Source organism: Haloarcula amylolytica (genome assembly GCF_049705545.1).
GTDB lineage: Archaea > Halobacteriota > Halobacteria > Halobacteriales > Haloarculaceae > Haloarcula > Haloarcula amylolytica_B.
The window spans coordinates 64,961-89,902 of the sequence record NZ_JBNAMU010000001.1 but is presented as its reverse complement, the minus strand read 5'-3'; the positions used below and the strand labels follow the sequence as shown (position 1 = coordinate 89,902).

Sequence of the window (24,942 nt, the reverse complement as noted above, 5' to 3'; positions counted from 1 at the left end):
TGTATTAGTGCAAACGGAGATTTAATAACGTTATGCCACAGCTAGGACTCTACACCGCGACGGAGAACGAACTCGGGGCCGTTCAGCGGGCCGCGGGCGAGGTCGACGCGGACCTCGTCGTGCGCTCGGAGAGCGACCTCGACGACGAGCCAGCGGTCGAGGCGTTCGTCGACGAACTGACCGACGCCGACGCCGTCATCCTCTGGCTCCACGGGGCCGAGGACAGCATGCCCGGCTACGAGATGGCCGTCGAGCGATTGCGCGAGGCCGGCGTCCCGCTCGTGGTGAAAGCGACGGGCGACGCCTTCGCCTTCGAGGACACGTCGGTTCCTGACGAACACCGCGAGACAGTCTACGACTACCTCGAGAAGGGCGGGGCGAGCAACGTCGCCAACTGCGTCCGCTACCTCGTGGCGCAGTACGGCGACGCCGATCCCGCGTACGACGACCCGGTGACACTCCCGACCGAGGGCGTCTACCACCCCGACCACCCGGGCGCGAGTATCGACGAACTTCGGGCGACGTTCGACCCCGCGAAGCCGACCGTCGCCGTCTGGTTCTACGAGTCCCACTGGACCCACGAGAACACCCGCTACGTCGACGCGCAGGTCCGGGCCATCGAGGCCCAGGGGGCGAACGCGCTCCCCATCTTCTGCGAGCCGGCGACCGACGCCGAGGGCCAGTGGAACGCCGAGCAGGTCACCGAGGAGTGGCTGCTGGACGACGACGGCAACCCGCTCGTCGACGCCGTCTGCTCGTCGTTCATGTTCTCGCTGTCGATGGACGAACGCGGCCGCAGCGCCGACGACGAGGGCCAGAGCGCCGAGGACGTGTTCCTCGACAAGCTCGGCGTCCCGGTCATCCAGACCGTGACGACGATGCGCTCCCGGTCCCGGTACGACAGCAGCGACACGGGCGTGATGGGCTTCGAACTCGCGCTCTCGGTCGCGCTGCCGGAGTTCGACGGCAACGTCATTACCCACCCCATCTCGGGCAAGGAGCGGACCGACGACGACGCCGGCATCGGTAGCGCGCCGAAACAGCACTTCCCAATCGACGACCGCATCGACCACGTCGCGCGATTGGCGGTCAACTGGGCCGAACTGCGGCACACGCCCAACGACGAGAAGCAGGTCGCCGTCGTCCTCCACAACTACCCGCCCAGCGACGACGGGATCGGGACGGCGTTTGGACTGGATTCACCTGAGAGCACGGTGAATCTGCTGGAAGAGCTGGACAGTCGGGGCTATGACCTGGGCGACACGATGCCCGACAGCGGCCAGTCGCTTGTCGAACGCCTCACCGCACAACTCACGCTCGACGACCGCTGGGTCGCGCCCGAGGACGTGCGCGAGATGAGCGTCGACACCGTCTCGCCGGCCCAGTACGGCGAGTGGTTCGAGACGCTGGACGCGGACTTCCGCGAAAACGTCATCGAGGAGTGGGGTGACCCGCCGGACCGACCGTTCGCGATTCCCGGCGTGGAGTTCGGCAACGTCCTCGTGACGGTCCAGCCGCCGCGGGGCTTCGGGATGGACCCCTCGAAGGTGTACCACGACTCGGATCTCCAGCCGCCCCACGACTACGTCGCGTTCTACCGCTGGCTCCGCAACAGCTACGAGACGGACGCTGTCGTTCACCTCGGGACCCACGGCAGCCTGGAGTGGCTGCCGGGCAAGACCGTCGGACTGGACGGCGAGAGCGCACCCGACCAGCTCATCGACGACATCCCGAACGTCTACCCCTACATCGTCAACAACCCCGGCGAGGGGACCCAGGCCAAGCGTCGGTCCTACGCCGCCATCGTGGACTACCTGACGCCGGTGATGGCCAACGCCGGGACCTACGACGACCTCGCCGACCTGGAGGAACTGGCCGACCGCTACCGCGAGGCCGGCATGGAGGACGCTCGCACCGACGACGGCGAGCATCTCGCTGAGCAGATCCGCCAGACAGTGGACGACCTGGACCTCGCCGTCGAACTCGGGATCGCGGGCGAAATCGACGAGAAAGCCGACGTTCGTGGGCCCGACGAAGCGGGGTCGACGCTCGCTGAGGGCGACGTGGACGGTGATGAGTTGGATATCGACGCCCTCGTCGAACGCGTCCACGAGTACCTCACGGACGTGAAGACGACCCAGATCCGGAAGGGCCTGCACACGATGGGCGAACCGCCGGCCGACGACCGGCTCGTCGACTATCTGGTCGCGCTGACTCGGCTTGAAAATCCCGGCGCGCCGTCGCTCCGCGAGAGCGTCGCGGGCGTGCTCGGCGTCGACTACGACAAACTGCGCAACGCCCCCGGCGAGTACGACGAGGCCCTCGGCATGACTTACGCCGAGGCCGCCGACCGCGTCCACGAGAACAGCAAGGACCTCGTCCGGACGCTGGCCGAGCACGACTTCGACGTGCCAGAGAGCGAACTCGAAGACAGTACCTCGGAGGTGAACATGAACCTCCTCGTCGTGGACATCGAACCGCTCGGGGACGCTCGCGTGCGGTCGGGCGCGCACGACGCCCTCCGCGAGGCGCTGGCGTACATCTGCGAGGAGGCCGCTCCGCGGGTGGCCGGCGCGGCCGACGAGATTCCCCGCACTGCCGACGCGCTGGCTGGCGAGTACGTCCCGCCCGGCGGGTCCGGCGCGCCGACCCGCGGCGGCGTCGACCTGCTCCCCACGGCCCGGAACTTCTACACGCTGGACCCGCGGAAGGTCCCGGCCAAGACGGCCTGGGACGTGGGCAGCGAGGTCGCCGACGGCGTGCTGGAACGGCACGAGACCGACGAGGGCGAGTACCCCGAGGAGATCGGCGTCGTCGTCTGGGGCACGCCGACGGTTCGGACCCGCGGCGAGACAATCGCGCAGGTGCTCGCGCTGATGGGCGTCGAACCGGTCTGGTCCGACGCCGGTCGCGTCGAGGACGTTGAGCCGATTCCGCTCGAGAAACTCGGCCGCCCGCGCATCGACGTGACGACGCGCGTCTCCGGCCTGTTCAGGGACGCGTTCCCGGCGGCCGCGGGGGTCGTCCACGACGCCGTCGACGCCGTCGTCGACCTCGACGAACCGCACGAGATGAACTACGTGAAAAAGCACGTCGAGGAGGAGACCGACGACCTCGTCGCGGATGGCATGGACGAGGGCGACGCCGAGAGCGCGGCGAAACACCGCGTGTTCACGACGCGGCCGGGCGGCTACGGGGCCGGGACGAACAAGGCCGTCGACGAGGGCAACTGGGACGACCGCTCGGACCTCGCCGACGTGTACGTCCAGTGGGGCGGCTACGCGATGGGCTCCCGCGGTCGGGTCAGTGACGCCCACGACGCCTTCGAGCGCCGTCTTTCCTCGGTCGACGCGACCGTCAAGATCGAGGACACCGCCGAACAGGACGAGTTCGACTCCTCCGACTGGTACGCCTTCCACGGCGGCTTCATCTCCGCGGTCACGGAAATCGCCGGCGAGGAGCCGAACTCCTACGTGGGTGATTCGTCCGATCCGGACAACGTCGATGTCTACACCAACGAGGAGAAGGTCCGGAAGGCGATGCGTGCCCGCGTTCTGAACCCTTCGTGGCTCGACTCGATGGAGGAGCACGGCTACAAGGGCGCGGGCGACCTCTCGACGACGGTCGACGTGGTGCTGGGCTGGGACGCGACGACAGACGTGGTCAGCGACACGCTGTGGGAGGACGTGGCCGAGCGCTACGCCTTCGACGCGGACCGACAGGAGTGGCTCCGGGACGTGAACCCCTGGGCGCTGGATTCGATTACTGACACGCTGCTGGAAGCCATCGACCGCGGGCTCTGGGACGCAGACGACGAAACCCGGGACCGCCTGCGGGACCTGAACCTGGAAGTGGATGGGGACCTAGAGGCCCGCGCTGGCGCTGACCCCGGCAGCGATTCGACGGAGGTGACCTCAGATGACGACTGATGGCGCGACGCCGGAGGCGTCGCGAGACGGAGGCGGTGAAACCGCCGACGCAGACGATGCGACAGACGGCGACACGAACAGCGAGGACGACTTCGAGGAGTACGCCGACCTCGGCGCGACCACCTCGAACGCGATGGACATCGCGGAGACGTCGATGGACCGCGTCCGCGAACTCGTTCCGGACGAGACGCTGGCCGACCGCATCCGCCAGAAGTCCGTCCACGCGACCGGCGATCCCGAGTTCCAGCACCTGATGCGGTTCACTGGTGCGGACGACGACGAACCGGTCCGCGCGGGGGCGCGGGCCGTGCTGGACGAACAGCCCATCGTCACCGACATCACGATGGTCAAGGCCGGCATCACCGGTCGCGGTCACGACTGTCCGGTACAGAAGGCCATCGGCAACGGCGCGGAGCTGGCCGCCGAAACCGGAATGACCCGGACGGCCGCGTCAGTGCTCGAACTCGACAAGCAGGGCGTCTACGACGGGGCGATTGCCGTTGTCGGGAACGCGCCGACCGCCGCGCTCGCGCTGGCGGACTGCATCGAGGACGGCACGCGCCCGGCGGTCGTCGTCGCCACGCCCGTCGGCTTCGTCAAGGCCGCCGAGAGCCGAGAGCGGCTCCGCGAGGTCGCCGCCGAGCACGGCGTGCCGACCATCACGAACGTCGGCCGCCGCGGCGGGAGCGGGCTGGCCGCCGGGCTGACGAACGAACTGGTGCACGTCGCAAGCGATGTGCGCGAGGGGGAGGTCGACATATGACCTCCCCCTCGGAACGAGCGAGCGGGGAGGAACGACCCGCGAGCCGGGAGGCGTCGCTGGATGACTGAGGACGACTACGACCTCGACGCCGGGCCGGACCCGGCGGACCTCGCGGCGGTCGCACCCGAGGACCCCGACGCTGACCGACCGGTCCACGCCGTCGGCATCGGTCCGGGGAACCTCGACTTCCTGACGCCACGGGGCGAGCAGGCGATCCGCGAAGCTGACGTAGTCGTCGGCTTCGAGACGGTGGTCGACTTCGTCGCCGACCGGACCGACGCGGACTTGCTGACCTGTGGCTACCAGGACGAACTGGACACGCTGGACACCTTCGCCGAGCGCGTGGCCGCGGGCGAGCGCGGGACTGCGGTCCTGATGGGCGACCCGAACCACTCGGGCTACCAGTTCGTCGGGAAGGTCCAGCGTGCCGTCGACCAGCCGGTCCGCGTGGTGCCGGGCATCTCCTCGCTCCAGATCGCCGCCAGCCGCGCCCGGACGCCGATGGAGGACACGACGTTTGTCACGCTGCACAAGAGCGGCGACCTCTCGGCCGATCTCGACCGCCTCCGGAGCGACGTGGGCGACCGGCATCTGCTCGTGTTACCTCGGCCCTTTGATCTGATGCCCGAAGACGTCGCGGCCGAGCTGTTGGACGCCGGCGGTGACCCCGAACTCCCGGCGCTGGTCTACGAGCGACTCACCCACGACGACGAGGCGCGGACCGCGACGACGCTCGGCGACCTCGCAGCCGAGGCCGGCGGCGACAGCAGGGACGACACGCGGTTCTCGGACCTGTCGGTGTTCGTCGTGCGGCGAGAGTGACGAGGGTGCCTGCGACGGTCTCGGTTAGCTGACCGCGACCGGTCCCTTCTGCCGTCGCCTGTACTCGTTGATCAAACGGAACGCGAGTACGTACCCGATAGCGGCGAACACGACGGCCAGAATGATATTCCCGACCCAGAGCCGGACCAGGAGTCCGGTGCCCATCGAGGCCGATACCCCGTCGAATGTCATGCCGGGCACCGGCCCCAAGATTTTGTTACCGAGCCAGAAGCTCGACGCGTACACGCCCCACTTGACCGGTGGATTGAGAATCAGCACGGACGCGAACAGCGCGACCTTGCTGAGCTGTTTGAACAGGTACGCGAGGACGAGAAAGGCGATAAACCCAGTGCCGAGGGTCGGCAGCGCAGTGAGGAACACGCCGACGCTGAAGCTCATAGCGACCTCCCGCGGAGAGTGCTCCTCGACCAGCGCGGCCACTAGCTTCTCTTTGACCTGTTCCCGCGTCCGCGCCACTCGTCGACGAACCATCTACGTGCCAGAATGTACCGTGGGTACAAATCGCTTCCTCTCGTCCGGCGCGTGCTCGGCACTGACGCCGCGACAGCCCTAATCGCCCTCGCCGTCGGTCGCCATCGGCCGGTTTGTGGCGGCCAGCGTCGCCTCGAACGTCTGTGGTGTGCGTGCGTCGGCCATCGTTCGCGCCGTCTCGACGGCAGTTGCGACGGCCTCGGTGACGAGCGGGTGGTCGTCCAGCGTGTCGGTGTAGGAGAGCCCACCTCTGTCGAGGTCGAGTTTGTCGGGAATCTGCGTCTCGGTCGCGTCGGTGGGCGCGAGAAAGAGCGGTACGGCGACGGCGTGGTCGTGGGTGAGGTTGTACCTGACACATTCGACGGCGGGGTTCTGGAGCAGATAGCACGGTTCGACCTCGCCGAAGGCCGAGCGCTCGCGCAGGCGCTCGGCGTGGTACTCCGTCACCTGGCGCTGATACGGCTTGCCGCTGGAGCCGAAGGCGACGAGCGCGACGGAGGAGTCGGCGGCCTCCGGCACCGCAGCAGCGGCGCGGTCCCGGAGCGCTTCGGTCAGCAGCGGGCTTCGCCCGACTGGTTCACAGTAGTGCGTCTCGGCGTCGACCTCGTCGAGTGCCGCTGGTACGTCCGTGACTGTCGCGTGGTCGTGGGCGACGGTCATCGGCAGCGCGAACACGCGGTCGGCATCGATGGCTACCAGTTCGTCGCGTAACTCCCGACGGGGTTCGTGATCGTAGGTCAGCACCGTCACGTCGGTGGCTACCCCGCGCTCGCGCAGACGGCGAGCGTGTGTCTCATAGGGCGTAGCGCGTGACGTGTCCCGACCGATGAGCAGGAGTGTGTCGTGTGGCATTGGTAGCTCCTAACGCTAAAACAAGCTGAGTTGTTTTAGCGAAAGTTGGCTTGCCTGAACGTTGGCAGGAACCCACTAATACCTTTGGGTCCCCGCCGTATCGGGCATCGGTGATTGGCGGAGACACTCCGGGCCACCGGGTCTTATAGGCAATCGACCGCAATCTCGGCTATGGACGTAACCGAGAGCGATCTACCGGGTGTGGGAAAGAAACACGAGGTAGATATCGGCGGCGGGCAGCAGCTTGTCGTCGTGACCCACAACACGGGGACCCGCGAACTGTACCTGAAAGAGAGCACGGACGCCGATTCCGAGAAACTCGTCGAACTCTCCGACCGGATGGCGCGGATGGTCGGCACGATACTCGAAGGGGCGTACTTCCAGCCGGTCGAATCCAACCACGTCGAGACGATGCTGTCGGAGGGCACGCTGCTCGAGTGGTACGCGGTCGAGGACGACTCGCCGCTGGTCGGCGAGACACTGGCCGGCGCTGACATCGGGCAACGCACCGGCGTCACCGTCGTCGCGATACAGCGCGGGGAAGACGTTATCGCCGCCCCCACGTCCGCCGCCGAAATCGAGGCCGGCGACACTATCGTCGTCATCGGCGAGCGCGACAACTGCGAGCGGTTCGAGAAGCTCCTTGCCGGAGACCTGTAGATGTCCGCGACCAGTTTGCCGGGGGTCCACTGCCGTGGCTGACCTGCTCGGTATCGGCGTGTTGTTCGCCGCCGTCGCGGTCGCTACCCTCGTCGCCGTGTGGCTGAACAAGTCGGTGATTCCGTTCTACATCGTCTTCGGGATGGTGCTGTCGCCGTCGGTCGCGGGACAACTCTCCGTCGCCGGCTACGGCCTTCCGGTCGTCGAGTCCACCGAGTTCATCGAACTCGGGGCCGAACTGGGTATCGTCTTCCTGCTGTTTTTCCTCGGGCTTGAGTTCAATCTCGACCGGCTGCTGGACCGCTGGGAGCGCATCACCAGAGCGGGGACCATCGACCTCGCCATCAACTTCGGTGCCGGTCTCCTGCTCGGGTTCGCGCTGTTCCGCGACCCGCTCGCGGCCTTCCTGGTCGCCGGCATCGTCTACATCTCCTCGTCGGCCATCATCACGAAGTCGCTCATCGACCTCGGCTGGATCGCCAACGACGAGGCCGACCCGTTGCTCGGGACGCTCGTGTTCGAGGACCTGTTCATCGCTGTGTATCTCACGATAGCCGCCGCTCTCGTCGCCGGCGGGTCCGACGTGGGGGCCGCCGTGACCTCCGTCGGCGTCGCGCTCTCGTTCATCGTCGCGCTCCTGCTCCTGGCCCGCTACGGGACGCCGTGGTTCGAGCGGGCCCTGCAGACGAACTCGAATGAGTTCACGGTAGTGCGGGCCGTCGGCATCACGGTCCTCATCTCCGGTGTCGCCCTCGCTATCGGCGTCAGCGAAGCTGTCGCTGCCTTTTTCGTCGGGATGGCCTTCGCCTCGACCACCCACACACATAAACTGGAGAACCTGTTAGAGCCCGTCCGCGACACGTTCGCGGCGGTGTTTTTCTTCTGGATCGGCGTCGAGACCGACCCGCGACTGTTCGCTGGCGTCGCGGCGCTCGTCGTCGCCGCTGTCGTCGTCACGACGCCGACGAAAATCCTGTCCGGCTATCTGGGCGGCCGCGCGTACGACCTCGACCCCCGTCGGTCGATGCGCGTCGGCCTCGGAATGGTCACTCGCGGCGAGTTCTCTCTGATTATCGCCGCCGTCGCACTGACCGGCGCAGGCACGTCGCTGTCGTCCGAGATAGCCAACGCCGTCTACTCCTTCACCGTCGCCTACGTGCTCGTCATGAGTATTCTCGGGACGATGCTGATGCAGTACTCGGCTCCCTTCGAGCAGTTCGCGACGGCCCGCTTCGGGGCGGAGTAACGACGAAAACGTGGGGGCGGTCCTACATCTCGCTGTCGGGAACGACCACGACCTTCCCGAAGCCTTCGCGGTCCTCGATTATCTCGTGTGCCCGGACGATCTCGCTCATTGGCAGCGTCTCGCGGACTCGCGGCTCCATCTCCCCTTGCCAGACCAGGTCCAGCACTTCGTCGGCCTGCCCCGGGGTGGCCATTGTCGAGCCGATGACCTGCAACTGGTTCCAGAAGATGCGGTTGATGTCCGTCTCAGGGTTCCCGCCGGTGGTCGCGCCGCAGGTGACGACCCGACCGCCCTTGACGAGGCTCTTGAGCGAGTCCTGCCAGGTCTGTGCGCCGATGTGGTCGACGACCATGTCGACGCCGCGGCCGTCGGTCAGGTCCCGGATCTCGCTCGCGAAGTCCGCCTCTTCGTAGTTGATGGTGTGGTCCGCGCCCAGCTCTTCGGCGTAGTCGAGCTTTTCCTGGCTGCTGGCGGTGGCGAACACCTCAGCGCCGGCGTGGTCGGCGATCTGGACGGCCGCGTGGCCCACACCGCCGGAGGCACCGAGGACTAGTACCGACTCGCCGGCCTTCAGGTCGCCGCGGTCCCGGAGCATCCGCCAGGCGGTCTGGAACACCAGCGGCGACGCGGCGGCCGTCTCCCAGTCGACGCCCTCCGGGACCGGTGTGAGGTTCTCCGCCGGCACGGCGGCGTACTCGCTGTGGACGCCCCGGACGTGTTCACCGATGATGTGGAAGTCCGGCGCGAGTGTCGGGTCACCTTTCCGTGTGAACTCGTCGCCGCCGCCGCTCTTGCCGGCGAGGACGGCGACGCGGTCACCCGGCTCGAACCGCGAAACGCCGTCGCCCACCTCGTCGACGACCCCGGCGGCGTCACTCCCCGGGATGTGTGGCATATCGAGGTCGACGCCGGGGAGCCCGCGCCGGGTCCAGATGTCGAGGTGGTTCAGCGCGGCCGCCTTCACGTCGATGACTACCTCGTCGCGGCCCGGTTCGGGGTCGGGAAACTCGCCATACTCGAGCACATCACGGTCGCCGTGACTGTCGAACTGAACGGCTTGCATCGTCATCACTTCCCGTGGCTTGCTTATAAACGCCAGCCTCCCGGAGAGTCTCCGGATTGCGGCGGTCAGTGGTCGCTCCGCTGGCACCACTCGATTTGCGTGTACAACTCCTATGATACAGCCGTGTGATACCTATTTGTCTGTACAATACGACATATGATTCAACTCTGGATATTCTGATCAACGTCTGGATTTTATGACTCTACATTCATTAAATATAATGTGTACTCCCGACAGTTGGACCTAAAAATCCGCCTAAATCGGATATATGGATATATTTCCGATTTTCGAGAACTATCTGTGGTTGTTGTGTGCTACTCTTCACCACTGTCGACCCGAGGAGGAGCATACTTACCGCTCGAACCCGTTTTATACGCCACCAATGACACACACTTCAAACACACCCGCCGGCCGCTCTCGGGGCGTTCCGACACGTGACTCCGCGGGTCCTCGCTGTGGGACAGTGGTGACCGACCGATGAATCTCTCGCTTGTTATCGTCGCAACGATGACCGGCGTCGCCACCGGCGTCGTGTTCGGACTGCTGGACGTCCCCATTCCGGCCCCGCCGAACCTCGCCGGCGTCATGGGTATCCTCGGGATCCTCGTCGGTTATCGCCTCATCGAGTATTTCGATGTCGGCGTCAGCCTGCTGTCGTTGCTGAAGGTCTGAGCAGCTACACGCCCCTTTTCCGGACTAACTGCACCACTTCCCCTCACTACTCGCAGACGATGACGGCAGTGACGACGCTGCCGCCGTCAGTGGTCCGCGTGCTCGGTCCCGTGGTGGCGCTGGTGACTGCTCTCGTTCTCGCTGTGGTCGGTTCCGGTCTCCCCGTGATCGTGCTCGCGAGTGAGACGGCCGTGGTACGTGTCGAGCGTCCGTTCGAGGAGTGCGGTCCGGGTCTCGTGGCCCTCGACGACCGGTTCGACCCACCGCGATTCGGTCCGCCAGTAGCCCATCACGTCGCCGGAGGGCTCGATTACCTCCGCGTCGAGACCATCGACCCCCCAGTCGTCCGTGTAGGCCTGGATGAACGAGACGACCACCGTCTCGATGCCGGCGGCGAGTTCGTGGCTGCGCGTGCTCTTCGTGACGTAGGTCAGCCTGACGCGGCTGTCTTCGACGGTCAGCGAGTCGATGTCGACGAACCACTTCCGCAGGTTGGACTCGAACGCTGCTAGCTCGGTCTCGGCAGCACTCTCGGCGTCGTTGCCAGCGTGTTCGCTGTCCTGGGTGTGCTCCTCGCCGTGCTCGTGTCCGCCGTCGGTGTGCGTGTGTCCGTGTCCGCTCTCGTCGCGATGTCCCTCGTCGTCTGTCTGTGCGGGCGTCTCACTCCCGCCGGGACTCGCCGTCGATCCGCTGGCTCCGACGCCCGGCTGACTGTTCTGGGTTCCGCCGAGGCTGCTACAGCCAGCGGTTGTCACCGCGGCCAGCGCGAGGGTTCCGAGGAACCCCCGTCGCGTCGGCCGCTGGCTGGTGTCCGGCATGGCTTACGTCCCCCGCCGCGTTGCGAGCAGCGACGCCCCGACGAGCGCGAGCAGCGTGAGGACGGCGGTGAACCCGGGCCCGGACGCGGCGGTCGTCTCCGGTTCCGCGGTCGCAGTGTCGGCTGCCGCCGTGGTCGCTGACTCGCTCTCGGTGTCTACTGGCGTCGCGGTCCCTGTAGCACCCCCGGATTCGCCGTCGTCATCAGTCCCGGATTCGGCTTCCTGGCCGGCCGAAATCCAGACCGGACTGGTCAGCGCTCGGTCGCCGTCCTCGTCGACGACGCGGAAGGCGACCCAGGCGTCCCCCTCCACGTCCACGTCGGTGCTCATGGTGTCGTTCGTGCCGTCGAGCGTGACGTTCGCGACTGTCGTGCCGTTCCGGATGACTTCGGCGTAGGCGAGTTCGTCGAGGTTCCGGACCGTCGCGGACGCCTCCACGGCGGATCCGGCGGTCGTGTTCACGGTCTCACCGGGCATCCTATCGTCGACGGTGAACTCGACGGCGGGACCGTACGTCGCGTACGTGTGTCCGTCCTTCACCGACTGGGCCCACTTCTCGGGCGTGACGGTCCCCTCAACGTACGCCCGCGTGCGGGCGCTGCCGTATTTCGCCGGGAAGCACTGCGAACAGTGGTCGTCGCTGACGCCGGTCGCCGTGATCTCGTAGCCCGCGTTCCAGAGGGTGAACAGCCCCTGGACACTGGCTGCGTCGGACTCGCCGTACGGACCGTTGTACGCCTCGATGGCGTCGACCATCGGGAGGTACTCCTCGTGCTGGCCGGGCGCGCTGTCGAGGCTGACGAAGCGGTCACCCGGATGGTTGATCTGGAACACCGTCGCGTTGTGGCGGCTGCGGGACTCCTTGATGAACTCGACGATGGTCCCGTCGGAGTCGACCATCTCTTCGCCGTGCATCGGGTACGGGTTGAAGTGTCCGAGGTCGCCGGTCGTGATCTCCTCGCTCCGGATGAACATGACGTCGCGCTCCTCGGCCTGTGACTCCATCGACCCCCAGCCGCCGATGGCGTTGTGATCGGAGATGAACACCGCGTCGACGCCCGCCGACTGCTGGATGGCGACGAAGTTGTCGATGGGCGTCTTGCCGTCGAAGCTGACGCTGCTGTGGGCGTGGGGGTCGATACCGACCCAGTCGCGTTCGCTGGGATCGAGTTCCTCGGTGAACGTCGCGTTGACGCTGACTGACTCGCCGGGCGTCACCGAGACGTTCTTCTCGACCGGGTCGGCGATGTAGCCGGTCCCGTGGTTGAACACCAGCGTGTAGTTCCCGGGCGGGAGCTGGAGCGAGGCCGTGCCGGCCGGCGACGTCCGGGTGTAGACGGTCTGGACCGCGGTGCCGTCGTCGAGCACCGTAATCCGGGCGTCGGCGGGACTGACCTCGCCCTCGTCGTCGATCATGGCGGTGACGTTGACGGGGGCCGGCCCCTCCAGCGAGTCGAAGTCGGCGGTGGCCGTTTCGCCGCCGCTGACGGTAACTGACTTGGGCTCTGACGCCGCGAATCCGCTGGCATCGGCCGTCAGCGTGTACTCACCGGCGGGGAGTTCGAGGTCGTACGTCCCCGTCTCCGATCCGACGGTGTAGGTGAACGCACGGTCGCCCTGCGAGGCGGTGACCGTGGCCTGTGAGACGGACTCGTTGTTCGTGCTTGCGATGGTGCCGGTCACCGTTCCCGTCTCGGTCCCTTGCTGCTGGTTGTAGTACTCGCTGGTCGCGCTACTTGAGCCGTCCTCGCCGACGAAGAAGGCGAACTCCGCCGACTGCGTCTCACCGGGGTCGAGTCGGTGTTCGAGCCACGGGTCGACCCACGTCGAGGAGGCGGTGTACGAGGTGAACGAGCCGTTGCCGCCCCAGACGCCGTAGCTGACGCGGTCGCCGGTGAGCGCGGCCCACGGCTGGGTGAGCGTGTCGGCGCTCACTGGCGGCGCGCGCGTCTCCTCGACGGTCCCCGAACCGGGGAGCCAGGTAGACTGCCCCTCGGAACTGAGTGCCGCCCCGCTCTGGAGGCGCTCGGAGTCGTTGACCGGGAGCCGCTGGTCCCCGCCGTTCTCCATCGTGGTGTTGATCCAGATGTGACTGGAATCGGCCGGCAGCGTGTACGTCGTCGTGACAGAAACGTTCGGATTCGTACTGACGTGGCCGGTCGCGGTGACGACCGCCGCGCCGTTCGGTCCGGATGCGTTCCGGTGCTCGAAGGACTCGTAGACGGGCCACGTCCCGAAGTTGTTGAACGCGAACTCGGCGACCCCGATCTGGTCGGTCGTCAGACCGTACGCGTTGGCGTCGTAGATACCGCCCGGCAGCGTGCCGAAGGGGCCGTTGGTTTCGGTGCCGATGGCGGCGGCGATTTCGCTGTTCTTGAGCACGATCGTCTCGTTGGCGGGCGTCTCGCCGCCTTTGATCCGCTCGCCGGTGACGGCGACCGGCCGCTCCGGTCGCTCGACGTGGCCCGACGAAGCCAGCCACTTCACCGTTCGGAAGAGGAACGGTCGTGTGTCCGTCTGCTGGTGGTCGGCCTGCCACTCGTCGGTGAGATACGTCGTGAGCGACTTCTGGCTGCCGAAGGCGACGACGCGGCCGTTGTCACCGATGTCCCACGTCGCGGCCGCACCGACGATGCGCTCGCCGCGGGGGAACTCCTCCTCGGTGGTGGAGTAGGTGTACTCGTAGGTGTCGCTGTCACCGTATAACAGCGGGGCCTGCGTCCCGTTTTCGGTGTCGGTTACGTTGAGACTGACCCCGTCGTACTCCACGGTATCGACGCCGTTCATGATCGGATGCTGGCCCGTGTTGTGGAGGACGACCCGCCACTCGTAGTCCTCGACCGTCTTGTTGGTCGGGTCCTGGATGTTCCGGAGCCACTTATCGCTCTCGCCGTTGAAGTGGAGCCCGTACGGGTCGGTGATGTCGTTCAGCTTGCCGGCGTGGCCCTGCAGCGGCGAGGTCCAGTCCCCGACGACGAACAGGCTGCCGCCGTTTCTGACGTACTCGTCGATTGCGGCCTGTTCGGACTCGCTATAAGCCGTCTGGGGGACGGGGATGATGACCACGTCGTAGTCCGACAGCCCGTTCGCGGACGAACTGTTCCACGAGGTCAACCCCCCGGTCGTCGACCGCTTCGTGTCGACGTCGTACCCGCGCTCGCTGAGCCGGTTCGCGAACTCCGTGAACGTCGAGCCCTGATGACTCCCGTCGATCAGGACGTCGACCCCGGCACCACTGTTGTTGAGGTCGACAGAATCATCAGGAACCGGACAGCTCCCGTCAAGCTGACAGGTAGCTCCACCAACTGATGCTGTTTGTGTCGCCGTCTGGCTGTTCGCCGTTGTCAACTCGTTTTTCTCGCTCGGTGCAGCAGCGGCGCTTCCGAGAAAGCCGGCACTGATAACCGAGAAAACGAGCAGTACGCTGAGTAGCACTGGCCGTATGTGATTTCTGTCCATCACTTCCTGTACGCTATTGAGACTGTATAGTTAAAATTTACCCTGAAATGACTCTTTCGAAGTAATGACTGGATTCTGTAACAAACTGTCGGCTACGCATGGTGTCTGAGTACCGTGGCCCGGACTTCGCTTCCAGGGATGGGCGTCCCCGCGACTGTCCCTTGGTATCGCACCACCTGGCCAGTACAAGACGGTTGTGGCGGACACACCGGATTTGTCGGTCACACATACTGACACACTGCTGTGTGGTGCGGCGCCGGCCCGACAGACGGCCCACAGAACGCTGCCGGTCTGTCTACGGCGACGTTCCCGTGTCCTTGTCAGTCCGTACCAGCTTTTAATACCCGATAGGGGGAAATTCGGAGGTATGTCACGCAAAGTGTTCTTCGATACTGACCCCGGCTGCGACGACGCGGTCATGCTGGCGATGGCGCTTGGCCACGATGAGATCGATGTCGTCGGCCTCTCGACCGTCTGTGGGAACACGACTATCGAGAACACGACGCAAAACACCCACGCGATACTGGAACTGGGTGGCTACGACGTGCCGGTCGCCCGGGGCTGTGGCCGCCCGCTGGTCGACGACCTCGACACCGCCGAGTGGATCCATGGCGAGACCGGGCTCCACGGCAATCTTCCCGACGTAGACGTTGATACACGAGACATCCACGGAGCCGACGCGATCACCGAAGCCGCCCGCGAATACGGCGACGAACTGACGATTGCGGCTGTCGGGCCGCTCCCGAACCTGGCAATCGCGCTGGCCAAAGAGCCCCGCCTGCCCGACCTGGTCGAGGACATCTATCTCATGGGCGGGGCGGCGATGACGTCCGGGAACGTGACGCCGATGGCCGAGGCCAACTTCCACAACGACCCTGCCGCGGCCAGCCGCGTCATCCAGGACGCTACTACGCGGATGGTCGGCCTGGACGTGACCAACCGTGCTACCGTGGCCCCCGAGTTCATCGAGGAGTTCCGCGAGGCCGGCGGCGTCCGCGGGACAATCGCCGAGTGGCTCGACTACCGGCCCGATTCCGGGACCTATCCGCTGGCCGACGCACCGGCCATCCACGACGCCGCCGTCGTTGCGGACATCATCGACGAGTCGGTGCTCACCTTCGAGGAGTACTACCTCGACGTGGATACGACCGGCGGCCCCTGCCACGGGGCCGTGATCTGTGACGAACACGGCACGACCGACAACGAACCCAACAGCAGGGTGGCCGTCGATATCGACGTGCGCCGTTACCGCGAGGTTCTCGAAACCGGCGTCAGGGCCTACGCATCGGCGTGAGCCGGTAGCCAAGCCGGGTAGTAGAAAAACAACGACCGGCGCTATTCGTAGACGTGAACGCTCCCGGTGGTGTTGTCCTCGATGTAGTCCCAGTCGTACTCCACGCCCAGACCGGGACCGTCCGGGACACCGACCGTCCCGTCGTCGTCGACGGCGTCCATCAGGTCGGAGTAGCCGCCCTCGTACACCGGCGGCTGGGTGTTCTGGCAGTCCGGGTGGACCAGCGCCATCTCGTAGTAGTTCGAGTTCCGGCAGGCGGCGATGCAGTGCCGCTGTGCGGGGCCGGGCGCGTGGAACTCCACGTCCAGCCCGAACGCCTCGGCCATGCGGGCGACCTTGATCGCGCCGGTGATGCCCGCGTCGTACTCGGGATCGGCCCGCAGGAAGTCGGTCGCCTCGCTGGCGGCGAAGTCGGACTTGATCTCCAGTCCGCGGATGTGCTCGGTCTGGAGAATCGGCGTGTCGAGTTTCTGGGCCAGCTTCTTGTGGGCGTGCTGTGAGATGCCGCCGTCGCGGAACGGGTCCTCGTACCAGAAGAAGTCCTGCTCGTCGAGCGCGCGGCCCAGTTCCAGCGCGTCGGCGAACGTCTCCAGTTCGCAGGCCGGGTCGTGCATCAGGTCCATCTCGTCGCCGACGGCCTCGCCGACGGCGTGGACGGCTTCGACCTCGCGGTCGAGGCTCCGGGCGTCGTCGCCGCCGCCCCAGCCGTGGATCTTGAAGCCGCCGAAGCCCTCGTCTCGACAGTCCTCGGCGAAGTCGGCGAACGCTTCCGGCGAGTCGAGCCCGCCGGCGTCGTCGCCGTGGTAGGTCGAGGCGTACGCCGGGATGCGCTTGCGGTAGGTCCCCAGCAGTTCGTGGATCGGTGCGTCGTAGTACTTGCCGGCGAAGTCCCACAGCGCGATGTCGATGGGCCCGATGCCCATCCGGTCGTACTTCCGGAGCGCTCGCTTGCACTCCGACCAGTGTTTCTCGCGTTTCAACGGGTCCTTGCCGATGAGGTACTCCGCGACGATGTTGTACTGGGCGGCCGCCGGGGAGTTACCGCCGACGTATTCGCCCGTGATTCCCTCGTCGGTATGAATCTGCACGCCGAACAGCTTCCGGGTCGTCGTCTCTCCCGGGGCATACACCAGGTTGAAGCCGTGCTTGTCGGTCCCTACGTCTTCGAGCGGGTACTCGAACTCCCGGCTTTCGATTTTCGTTATCGTTGGCGACATTTGTCTGACGTTCCGAGGTTGGGATATTAAAGCTACCCCGCGGCAAACGAAAGACAGCGAACACCGGGTGGTTGTTTGAACCCGATTCCGCTTCATCAAACGAGATTGGGGGCTGAAACACCGGCTACATCAGCTGTCGCCCAGCGCACCGATACGTCGAATACCGGGCTCGCCCAGCCGCACCGAACAGCCGATGTACAGTGGTTCGATCAGGCGGGGATATTCGAAGGACGCCGCGTGCTCGTGGAGTACTTTCGGGTCGCCGGCTTCGCCCTGCCACATGTCGTGGTGGGAGGGGAGCAGGCGGTCGAGCCGGAGCTGGTTCGCGGCCTCGATAATTTCGTTTTCGTCCATGTACCACTTCGTTCGGACGCCGCAATCGGGTTCGGGCTCGTAGATGGAGCCGACGGTCCCGAACGCCAGTGCGCCCGCGTCGATGTCGAACCGCTCACCGATATCGACAAACGCGTCGGCAGGCCGGCTATCGCCGGCGTGGAAGAACGTCCCGGCGTCGTGCTCGATGACGTAGCTCACGGGCTCGATGGCATCGGGGTCGTTCGCGCTGGTGACGTGGACGGTGAAATCGCCGACAGCGAACTCGTCACCGACGGCGATTTCGTTGCGCTGCTCATCGGGCACCCGAAGTTCACCGTCGTAGTCTGGCGACTCGTACGACGCCGTGGGGGCATACAGATCAGCCCCACAGTCCTCGACCAGCGGGCCGTACGACGGCGGATGCATGTGGTCGATGTGCTCGTGTGTGACCAGTGTGGCGTCGCATCGGGTCGCATCGGCGGGGTCCATCGGTACCGGAATCATTCTGATGAGGTTCGGCGGGTCGCCCGTCCCGAAGTACGGGTCGATGTACAGCGTCGTCGACTGCGACCGGAGCACGAAGCCGTTACAGCCGAGATACCAGATAGTGACGCCGTCGCCGGGGTCCGTCGATTCGACTTCCTCGCGGACGAACCAGTCGTCCCACGTTGACTGAACCATGCTCCGAGCTACGGCCGGCCCGGGCAAAAAGTCCCGTGGCGACACTTAATCGAGCGTGACCGTCGACTCCGTTTCGGAGGCCTCGTAGACGGCCTTGATCGTCTTGATGTCGACGAGGCCGTGCTCGCCGTCGGCGTAGGGGTCGCTGTCGGTCAGCAGACAGTGGGCGAAGTACTCGAACTCCTCTTCCATCTGGTCGATCTGCTCGAAGTCGATGTCGACCGTCGTGCCCTCGTGGGAAAGCTGGAGCGAGCGGTCGTCCCAGGGGTAAAACGCCGGTTCGACGCGGACCTTGCCCTCGGTCCCGAGCACGGAGATGTGGCTGTCGAGGTGGGCGTTCTGGCTGGCGGTACACACCGCGTACACGTGCCCGGGGAAATCAAGCTGGAACGCGCCGTGTTCGTCGGGCACGTCCGCGAACTCCTCTTGAACCGATGCGACGGTCCCCCGGACGGCGACTGGGTCGGCGTCCAGCAGGAACCGGCTCGTGTTCAGCGGATACAGGCCGATGTCCATCACGGCACATCCCCCCGAGAGCTCCCAGTCCAGCCGCCACTGGTCGGGGTCGGGAACCAGTTCGAGGATGGGCTCGGTCATGTTGCCGTGGACGAACAGCGGCTCGCCGACGTACCCCTCGTCGATGAGGTCCTTCGCCCGCCGGACGGCCGGCTCGGTGTGCATCCGGTAGGCGACCATCAGCGTCGCGTCGTACTCGTCACACACCTCGACCATCCGCTCGGCGCGTTCGATGGTGGCCTCCATCGGCTTCTCACAGAGTATCGCCTTGTCCAGTTCCGCCGCCGTCTCGACGAAGGGGAGGTGGCGAGCGTTCGGGGTAACGATGTAGACAGCGTCGTAGGCGTCGCTCGCGGCCCCGTCGTGGAACTCTTCGTAGGTGATGGCGTGCTCGACCGTCTCCGAATCGGCGGCCACGTCGGCCGCCTTCTCGCGGTCGCCGCTGACCAGGACGGTCGTCTCACAGAGGTCCCCCGCGTCGACGGCGGGCATCGCCTGCTCGGTGGTCCACCAGCCCACACCGATCATCGCAAACCGGACTGGACTGTCGGTTTCTGTCAGTTCCTGCCAGTCTCGATGGTCGAACCCGGCTGTGAGCGCGTCGATATCCATGAGGTTGTTATCGGCTGGCTGGATATTATGTTTTGTGTTGGCACACCCGGGCTGGCCCGAGCCGTTCCAGAGTAGCGAATGATAGTTCATGTATCGAGTAAATTAATCCCGGCTGGTGACATGTATGTTTGGTATAATGGAACAAATCGTCAGTCTCACCCGCCGCTGTTCTACAGCGACCGGCCGATAATCCGAGCGGATAATGCTGTTTCACGGGCTGTCTATGGGCGGTATCCGCCCGCGATCTCCGTTTCCCCTCTCGAGAATAACGACAGTACAACCGTTACGGCAGGCGTTCCACGATAATGAACGAGCGGCACTGTGGGGCCTACCACGCATTGTCTGATAGGGGGTCGCTTCAAAACTCCGTCCCACTCGCTGTGTTCACTACGGTGAGGTGGACGTATGCAACGACTGCCGACAACGAAACCTGTGCCCAACCGGGTACCGATATCAGTCACTGTTTCTCGCCGTGCTCAGACCGGTCCGGCTATTGTAGTTGGCGACGGCGAAACATGCTCCGGATGCTGGGGCGCCAATAACGAGAGTGGAACGTCTGTACGGGACAGACAGTGCCGATGCTGGGGCCGTTCCACCATCGTTTGCCGGTTAGGCTACGACCATGACTTTGCACGCTCGCTCTTGCGGTGGACAAGAGCAAGAGAATATAAAAATTAATACTATATAAATATTGTGTTACAGAAACACTACTTCGCAGTCAGCACCAGTAGCCGCCTCGATTAGCTGTTGCGGTACACCGTCTTGATGTAGCTGAAGAACTCCAGCCCGGCGTCGCCCTGCTCGCGGTAGGTGTTCGTCGAGGAGCGTTTGAGGCCGCCGAAGGGCACGTGCAGTTCCAGCCCGGTGGTCTTCTCGTTGACCTTGACCACGCCGGACTCGGAGCGCTCGATGAACTCGTTTTCTTCCTCGATTTTTTCGGTCACGACGCTGGCCGAGAGCCCGTAGTCGATGTCGTTGGCGACCTCGACACCCTCGTCGAAGTCGGAGACGGGAATCACGGCGAGTACCGGCCCGAACACCTCTTCCTGTGCGATGCGCATGTCGGGCTCGACGTCGGAGAAGACGGCCGGCGAGATGAAGTTCCCGGCGTCGTACTCGCCGCCGGTGAGTTCTTCGCCGCCCGTTTCGAGGGTCGCACCCTCCGACTGTGCGATGTCGATGTACTCCAGGCTCCCCGCGAGTTCGTCCTCACTGACGTGGGGACCCATGTCGGCCCGGTCGAGGCCGTTTCCGATATCCAGTGACTCGGCGTAATCGACGATGGCGTCGAGGAACTCGTCGTACACGTCCTCGTGGACGATGGCTCGGGAGGTCGCCGTACAGGCCTGGCCCGTGCCGCCGAAGGCCCCGGCACCGACGATGTCGGCCGCTTTGTCCACGTCGGCGCTCGGCATGACGACGGTCGGGTTTTTCCCGCCCATCTCCGCCTGCGCGCGCTTCCCGTTGTTCGTCGCCTGGTCGTAGACGTGTTCGCCGACTGAGGCGCTGCCGGTGAACGACACTACGTCGACATCCTCGTGGGTGGTCAGTCGCTCGCCGACCTCGCTACCGGGGCCACAGACGAGGTTGATAGCGCCGTCCGGAATCCCGGCCTCGTCAAGTGCCTCGACGATCATCGCCCCAACGGTCGGGGCCTGCATCGCGGGCTTGATGACGACGGCGTTCCCGACCGCGAGCGCCGGGGCGATCTTCCAGGCCGGAATCGCGATGGGGTAGTTCCACGGCGTGATGAGCGCCGCGACGCCCATCGGCTCCTTCTTCGTCTGCAGGCCGGCACGGCCACCGCTTGGCTGTTTGACGGTCCCGCCGAAGTCGCGGGCCTTCTCCGCGTAGTAATAGAAGATGTCAATCGCCCGCTGTACCTCACCTTCGGCCTCTCCGAGCGGTTTCCCCTCTTCGCGGGTCAGTGTCTCCGCCAGTTCGTCTTTCCGGGACTTCAGGATTTCACCGGTCTCGCGCAATATCGCACCGCGCTCCGGGCCGGGCATTCCGCCCCATTCGTCCGTCGCGTCCACTGCGGCCGCGACCGCTTCGTCGGTTTCCGCCGTCGAGGACACCGGAACCGTGCTGACGACGTCGGTCTCGTCCGCCGGGTTCGTGACGTCCTGTGTCTCCCCGCTTCCGGTCCACTCGCCACCGATATAGTTCTCGTACGTCTGCGTCATACGTTCGATTCATCTCGTTCCCGATACTTACGCGTTTCCCATCCCTCGCTGTGCTGTTTCGTTCGGCGACAATACCTGCAACCGCCAGTCGCTTCTCACGGGCTCTCCTTGCCCGATGTAAACGATAAATATAAATAAGATATTATCACAATCGTTGCACAACGAACATACACCACTGGTGGCTGCGTTCCGAACACACGGTTGCCTGCAGCCGACTCGTTCGGTGTACAACGCAGTTGCGACCTAACGCTGACAACTCAATCCATGGCACGAACGGCACAAAACCCGGTCAAGTCGGTCGAAACGACGTTCGAGATACTCAACGGACTCAAAGACCTCGGTGGCGCTGGCGTCACTGAACTTTCGCGACACCTCGACCTTCCGAAGAGCACGATCCACAACTATCTCAGCACACTCGAGCAGGAGAAGTACATCGTCAACGACGACGGCCGCTACAGGGTCGGTCTCCGGTTTCTGGAACTGGGCGCGTACTCCAGACACCGACAGAAACTGTTCCGCATTGCCAAACCCGAAGTCGACCGGCTCGCCTCGGAGACCGGTGAGCTGGCGAACGTTCTGGTTGAGGAGCACGGGCGCGGGTCCTATCTGTACCGCGCCCGGGGTGAACAGGCCGTACAGGTGAAAGCCCACGTCGGCACCCGCGTTCCGCTCCACTCGACAGCCCTCGGGAAAGCTATCCTCGCCCATCTACCCCGGGAGCGTGTCGAAACGATCAGCGAACGACACGGGCTGGGGACTGAAACCGACAACGCAGCCAGCACGCTGGCGGAACTGGAGGATACTTTGGAAACCGTCAGGGAGACCGGCGTTGCGTTCGACGATGAGGAACGGCTCGACGGACTCCGATGTGTCGCGGCACCAGTGCTGAACAACAACGGTACCGTACTCGGTGCTATCAGCGTCTCCGGTCCGACTAACCGATTCCGCGACGATAGATTTACAGAGGAACTACCACAGAAGGTCCTCGAAGTCGCTAACGTTATCGAACTCAACGTTATCTACTCCTAGGCTTTGCACGCTGTTCTCTGTTCTCCCAAGGCCAACCACGAGAGGATGGTGGTGACTCTGTTCCATCGTGTGCTGTCTTGAGGGGCGCGGTGACCACAGTCTCATTAAAATGCCCACGAGAGCAACACGAAATCTGTGCGCTTGCCAGATCTGTCGTCCCGTCGGGAACGACTGTGGTGCAGTACTGGGTCCGTGGTTGAAACGCGACTGTTCAGTACTATCGTACGGTCTCTCTGCTGTCACTCGTACCGTAGCTGTGTCGCTGCGACGTACACCCTGGCGACGCCCTTTCTGGTATATATACCTTTCTCCAGCTCTAACACGTGTATGTATGTTATCGGTAATCCGCTGTTGGCGATCGTTACTGCTGGATCGGTTGCCGGTTGTTAGTGGCCTCACCGAAATTTGATATAGCGATATATGATTTGTTAAATAAGACATGCTGACCGAGAAACTCGATCGATGCACTGCCGCACGGTTCTCTCGAAACAGGACGATTCTGGATCGTCGGCTACGACGTTTCACTAATTAACTCTGGATATCTGACTCTAGGTTGTCTAATATATAACTAAATCCCATTTCGACATATCCAAAGTGTGCTATCGTAACAGCAGGGGACACCGTATCTTACCAAAATAAAACACCGGACTACTGTCCGCAGTCGGTCTTTTCTAGGAGGGCGTCGGCAAGCGCGCTCTTTCGATGTGAGACCAGTAAATGGCAATAAATATCGTCTTCGCTGTCCGCACCGCAGTTACACAGCGGACACCCGTACGTGTGGCTGGTTGCCGCCTCGGTCGCTCGCCGCGGGATGCTGGCTTGCATACGCGGGTGCAGGGTCGACCAGAACATAGCGGTTTCTAGGACCGCTATGTCGCTCTCCATCCGGATATAGAGACCGCCCGCGTGACCGCGCTCGACTCTTGGTGGTGACGGTTTCCGGAGCAGTGCCGGTCCGGTTCAGGGCCGCAATACGTGCCGCAGCCCGGTCCGCCGGCTCGTAGGACCGCCGCGACCGTCTTCCCCGCGGCTGACGAGGTCGGCGTCGCGGAGTCCGGGAGCGCGTAGCCGACCGTCCTGTCGCTTACCGCGACGGGCGGGCTATCTCACGGTCCCAGCGGCCGTCGGCTGTCAGAGCGGCTACACGATAGAATCCGGCTTCGTCGCCGAGCGTCTGTGACGCGTCGGGGTCTCCTCTCCATCGACTAATATCCCACTATCTGATAGTGGATTAGGGTAGTATACGTCTAAAACAGTGGCTTCGACAGACATATTGGCGCTACTGGCCGTCGCTAGGACGGTGTCACCGACGGGGTCCCGACGGCCGGTTCACCGTCGCGGAACTGCCGTGCCGGGCTCGTTCCTGTAACCGCTGTATTCGCTCGTCCATCGGGGGATGAGTCGACAGGAGCCGCGATAGCTCGCTGTCCGCCTCGCTGTGAACGTACAACTGTCGCAGGGGGCCGAGGTCCGGCGTCGAAGCCCGCTTGATTTTCGTGAGGGCGCGGGCAAGCGCAACGGGATTCTCCGTTATCTCGACTGCGCGGTCGTCGGCTGCCAGCTCACGACGTCTGGAGTACCCGAGTAGCAGCAGCGTCACGGCAAACCCGAGTCCGGCGACGACCTGCAGCGCGTACCGTTGCGTTCGGCCGAGCCAGGAGCGCGACCACGACGAGGGGTCGCCGCGCAGCAACGCGAGCGAGCGGGCGATGCCACCGATCAGCACCACGGCGGGAAACAGCACGAGGCCGACGAGCCCGACAAGCGTCTGGACGAGACTGTAGGCGACAGTCTGAACGAGTGCGTCGCGGGTCTCCAGGTGTGCGAGTTCGTGCGCCAGTAGCGCCTCGAACTCCGCCGCGGACAACAGCCGGAACAGCCGCCGGTCGACGACGATAGCCCCAGCCCCGCCGCCGATGGCGAACGCGTTCGGGACCGGCAGTTCCGCCAGTAGCAGTGTCGGTGTCTTGACGTCCATCCGGTCAACGAGCGCGTCAAGGTGGCGGTAGGCTTCGGGCGCACGCGCTCGCGAGAGCTCGACCGCATTGAGCGATCGCTTGAGTCGTGCCGTCGCAGCCCAGTAGTTCACGACGCCGAGAACGATTGCCGTTCCGATGACGACCACGGCGGCTACCATCGGCGACGGGCGACTGTCCCACAACGGCAGAAGCAGCATGTACCCGACGTACGCCGCCACGAGATAGACCAGCAGCGACAACAGTCCAACGACGGCCATGAGGAGCCGTCGGGTCACAGCCATATTCGGGGATACGTGCTGCTGGAAAAAGTCGCTTCGGTGGACACGGTGTTTGATTG

General features: G+C 64.7%; 19 protein-coding genes. 8 read left to right on the top strand and 11 right to left on the bottom strand.

All coding sequences use genetic code 11. The features are described from left to right. Positions 1 to 32 precede the first annotated feature (32 nt). The 3 genes from cobN to ACOZ4H_RS00460 are packed head-to-tail and all read left to right on the top strand — an operon-like array spanning position 33 to position 5,514. Positions 33 to 3,929 carry a cobaltochelatase subunit CobN gene (cobN, locus tag ACOZ4H_RS00470; RefSeq protein ID WP_424327477.1) on the top strand — a complete coding sequence of 1,299 codons (3,897 nt, stop codon included), beginning with the start codon at positions 33 to 35 and terminating at the stop codon, positions 3,927 to 3,929. Beyond that, complete coding sequence (locus ACOZ4H_RS00465) at positions 3,919 to 4,692, top strand: precorrin-8X methylmutase (protein ID WP_424327476.1); 774 nt, start codon at positions 3,919 to 3,921, stop codon at positions 4,690 to 4,692. The genes cobN and ACOZ4H_RS00465 overlap by 11 nt, the downstream gene beginning before the upstream one ends. A gap of 60 nt (positions 4,693 to 4,752) precedes the next feature. After that, positions 4,753 to 5,514: a cobalt-precorrin-7 (C(5))-methyltransferase gene (locus ACOZ4H_RS00460; protein ID WP_424327475.1), complete on the top strand. Its 762-nt coding sequence runs from the start codon at positions 4,753 to 4,755 to the stop codon at positions 5,512 to 5,514. Between the two features lie 24 nt (positions 5,515 to 5,538). On the opposite strand, the gene ACOZ4H_RS00455 is transcribed toward ACOZ4H_RS00460, so the two are convergent. Both ACOZ4H_RS00455 and ACOZ4H_RS00450 read right to left on the bottom strand, forming a co-directional pair. Then, the gene (locus ACOZ4H_RS00455; RefSeq protein ID WP_424327474.1) at positions 5,539 to 6,006 is read right to left on the bottom strand and encodes a DUF2062 domain-containing protein; all 468 of its coding nucleotides are present in this window, start codon (positions 6,004 to 6,006) and stop codon (positions 5,539 to 5,541) included. Positions 6,007 to 6,084: 78 nt separating this feature from the next. After that, positions 6,085 to 6,858, bottom strand: a complete 774-nt coding sequence (locus tag ACOZ4H_RS00450) for a CbiX/SirB N-terminal domain-containing protein (protein ID WP_424327473.1) — start codon at positions 6,856 to 6,858, stop codon at positions 6,085 to 6,087. Positions 6,859 to 7,029: 171 nt separating this feature from the next. Here ACOZ4H_RS00450 and ACOZ4H_RS00445 point away from each other — a divergent pair, with 171 nt between their 5' ends. Together ACOZ4H_RS00445 and ACOZ4H_RS00440 are read left to right on the top strand one after the other, a co-directional pair. Further along, entirely contained in the window at positions 7,030 to 7,518 is a 489-nt protein-coding gene (locus ACOZ4H_RS00445; protein ID WP_424327472.1) for a cation:proton antiporter regulatory subunit, read from the top strand. 34 nt (positions 7,519 to 7,552) lie between these two features. After that, positions 7,553 to 8,764: a cation:proton antiporter gene (locus ACOZ4H_RS00440; RefSeq protein WP_424327471.1), complete on the top strand. Its 1,212-nt coding sequence runs from the start codon at positions 7,553 to 7,555 to the stop codon at positions 8,762 to 8,764. A 22-nt stretch (positions 8,765 to 8,786) separates the two neighbouring features. Here the strand turns inward: ACOZ4H_RS00440 and ACOZ4H_RS00435 are convergent, their stop codons facing one another. Next, positions 8,787 to 9,827, bottom strand: coding sequence for a zinc-binding dehydrogenase (locus ACOZ4H_RS00435; protein ID WP_424327470.1), 1,041 nt, complete (start codon positions 9,825 to 9,827; stop codon positions 8,787 to 8,789). Positions 9,828 to 10,304: 477 nt separating this feature from the next. Here ACOZ4H_RS00435 and ACOZ4H_RS00430 point away from each other — a divergent pair, with 477 nt between their 5' ends. Then, entirely contained in the window at positions 10,305 to 10,499 is a 195-nt protein-coding gene (locus ACOZ4H_RS00430; RefSeq protein ID WP_004518274.1) for a XapX domain-containing protein, read from the top strand. A gap of 86 nt (positions 10,500 to 10,585) precedes the next feature. Here ACOZ4H_RS00430 and ACOZ4H_RS00425 read toward each other — a convergent pair whose 3' ends face one another. Both ACOZ4H_RS00425 and ACOZ4H_RS00420 read right to left on the bottom strand, forming a co-directional pair. Next, positions 10,586 to 11,317 carry a hypothetical protein gene (locus ACOZ4H_RS00425; protein ID WP_424327469.1) on the bottom strand — a complete coding sequence of 244 codons (732 nt, stop codon included), beginning with the start codon at positions 11,315 to 11,317 and terminating at the stop codon, positions 10,586 to 10,588. Between the two features lie 3 nt (positions 11,318 to 11,320). After that, positions 11,321 to 14,776, bottom strand: coding sequence for a CehA/McbA family metallohydrolase (locus ACOZ4H_RS00420; protein ID WP_424327468.1), 3,456 nt, complete (start codon positions 14,774 to 14,776; stop codon positions 11,321 to 11,323). Positions 14,777 to 15,143: 367 nt separating this feature from the next. On the opposite strand from ACOZ4H_RS00420, the gene ACOZ4H_RS00415 reads away from it, so the two are divergent. Continuing rightward, entirely contained in the window at positions 15,144 to 16,070 is a 927-nt protein-coding gene (locus ACOZ4H_RS00415; RefSeq protein ID WP_424327467.1) for a nucleoside hydrolase, read from the top strand. 41 nt (positions 16,071 to 16,111) lie between these two features. On the opposite strand, the gene ACOZ4H_RS00410 is transcribed toward ACOZ4H_RS00415, so the two are convergent. The 4 genes from ACOZ4H_RS00410 to ACOZ4H_RS00395 all read right to left on the bottom strand — a co-directional run bounded on the left by ACOZ4H_RS00410 (position 16,112) and on the right by ACOZ4H_RS00395 (position 21,597). After that, the gene (locus tag ACOZ4H_RS00410; protein ID WP_424327466.1) at positions 16,112 to 17,287 is read right to left on the bottom strand and encodes a mandelate racemase family protein; all 1,176 of its coding nucleotides are present in this window, start codon (positions 17,285 to 17,287) and stop codon (positions 16,112 to 16,114) included. Between the two features lie 129 nt (positions 17,288 to 17,416). After that, positions 17,417 to 18,283: an MBL fold metallo-hydrolase gene (locus ACOZ4H_RS00405; protein ID WP_424327465.1), complete on the bottom strand. Its 867-nt coding sequence runs from the start codon at positions 18,281 to 18,283 to the stop codon at positions 17,417 to 17,419. Positions 18,284 to 18,328: 45 nt separating this feature from the next. After that, positions 18,329 to 19,411: a D-xylose 1-dehydrogenase Gfo6 gene (gene gfo6, locus ACOZ4H_RS00400; RefSeq protein WP_424327464.1), complete on the bottom strand. Its 1,083-nt coding sequence runs from the start codon at positions 19,409 to 19,411 to the stop codon at positions 18,329 to 18,331. A gap of 740 nt (positions 19,412 to 20,151) precedes the next feature. Continuing rightward, positions 20,152 to 21,597, bottom strand: a complete 1,446-nt coding sequence (locus ACOZ4H_RS00395; protein WP_424327463.1) for an aldehyde dehydrogenase family protein — start codon at positions 21,595 to 21,597, stop codon at positions 20,152 to 20,154. A 264-nt stretch (positions 21,598 to 21,861) separates the two neighbouring features. On the opposite strand from ACOZ4H_RS00395, the gene ACOZ4H_RS00390 reads away from it, so the two are divergent. Then, positions 21,862 to 22,626 (top strand): IclR family transcriptional regulator, encoded by a 765-nt coding sequence (locus ACOZ4H_RS00390; RefSeq protein WP_424327462.1) that lies wholly within the window; start codon positions 21,862 to 21,864, stop codon positions 22,624 to 22,626. 648 nt (positions 22,627 to 23,274) lie between these two features. On the opposite strand, the gene ACOZ4H_RS00385 is transcribed toward ACOZ4H_RS00390, so the two are convergent. Both ACOZ4H_RS00385 and ACOZ4H_RS00380 read right to left on the bottom strand, forming a co-directional pair. Next, on the bottom strand, positions 23,275 to 23,451 hold the full coding sequence (locus ACOZ4H_RS00385; RefSeq protein ID WP_424327461.1) for a hypothetical protein: 177 nt from the start codon (positions 23,449 to 23,451) through the stop codon (positions 23,275 to 23,277). A gap of 478 nt (positions 23,452 to 23,929) precedes the next feature. Next, positions 23,930 to 24,886, bottom strand: a complete 957-nt coding sequence (locus ACOZ4H_RS00380) for a M48 family metallopeptidase (protein ID WP_424327460.1) — start codon at positions 24,884 to 24,886, stop codon at positions 23,930 to 23,932. Between the last annotated feature and the right edge of the window lie 56 nt (positions 24,887 to 24,942).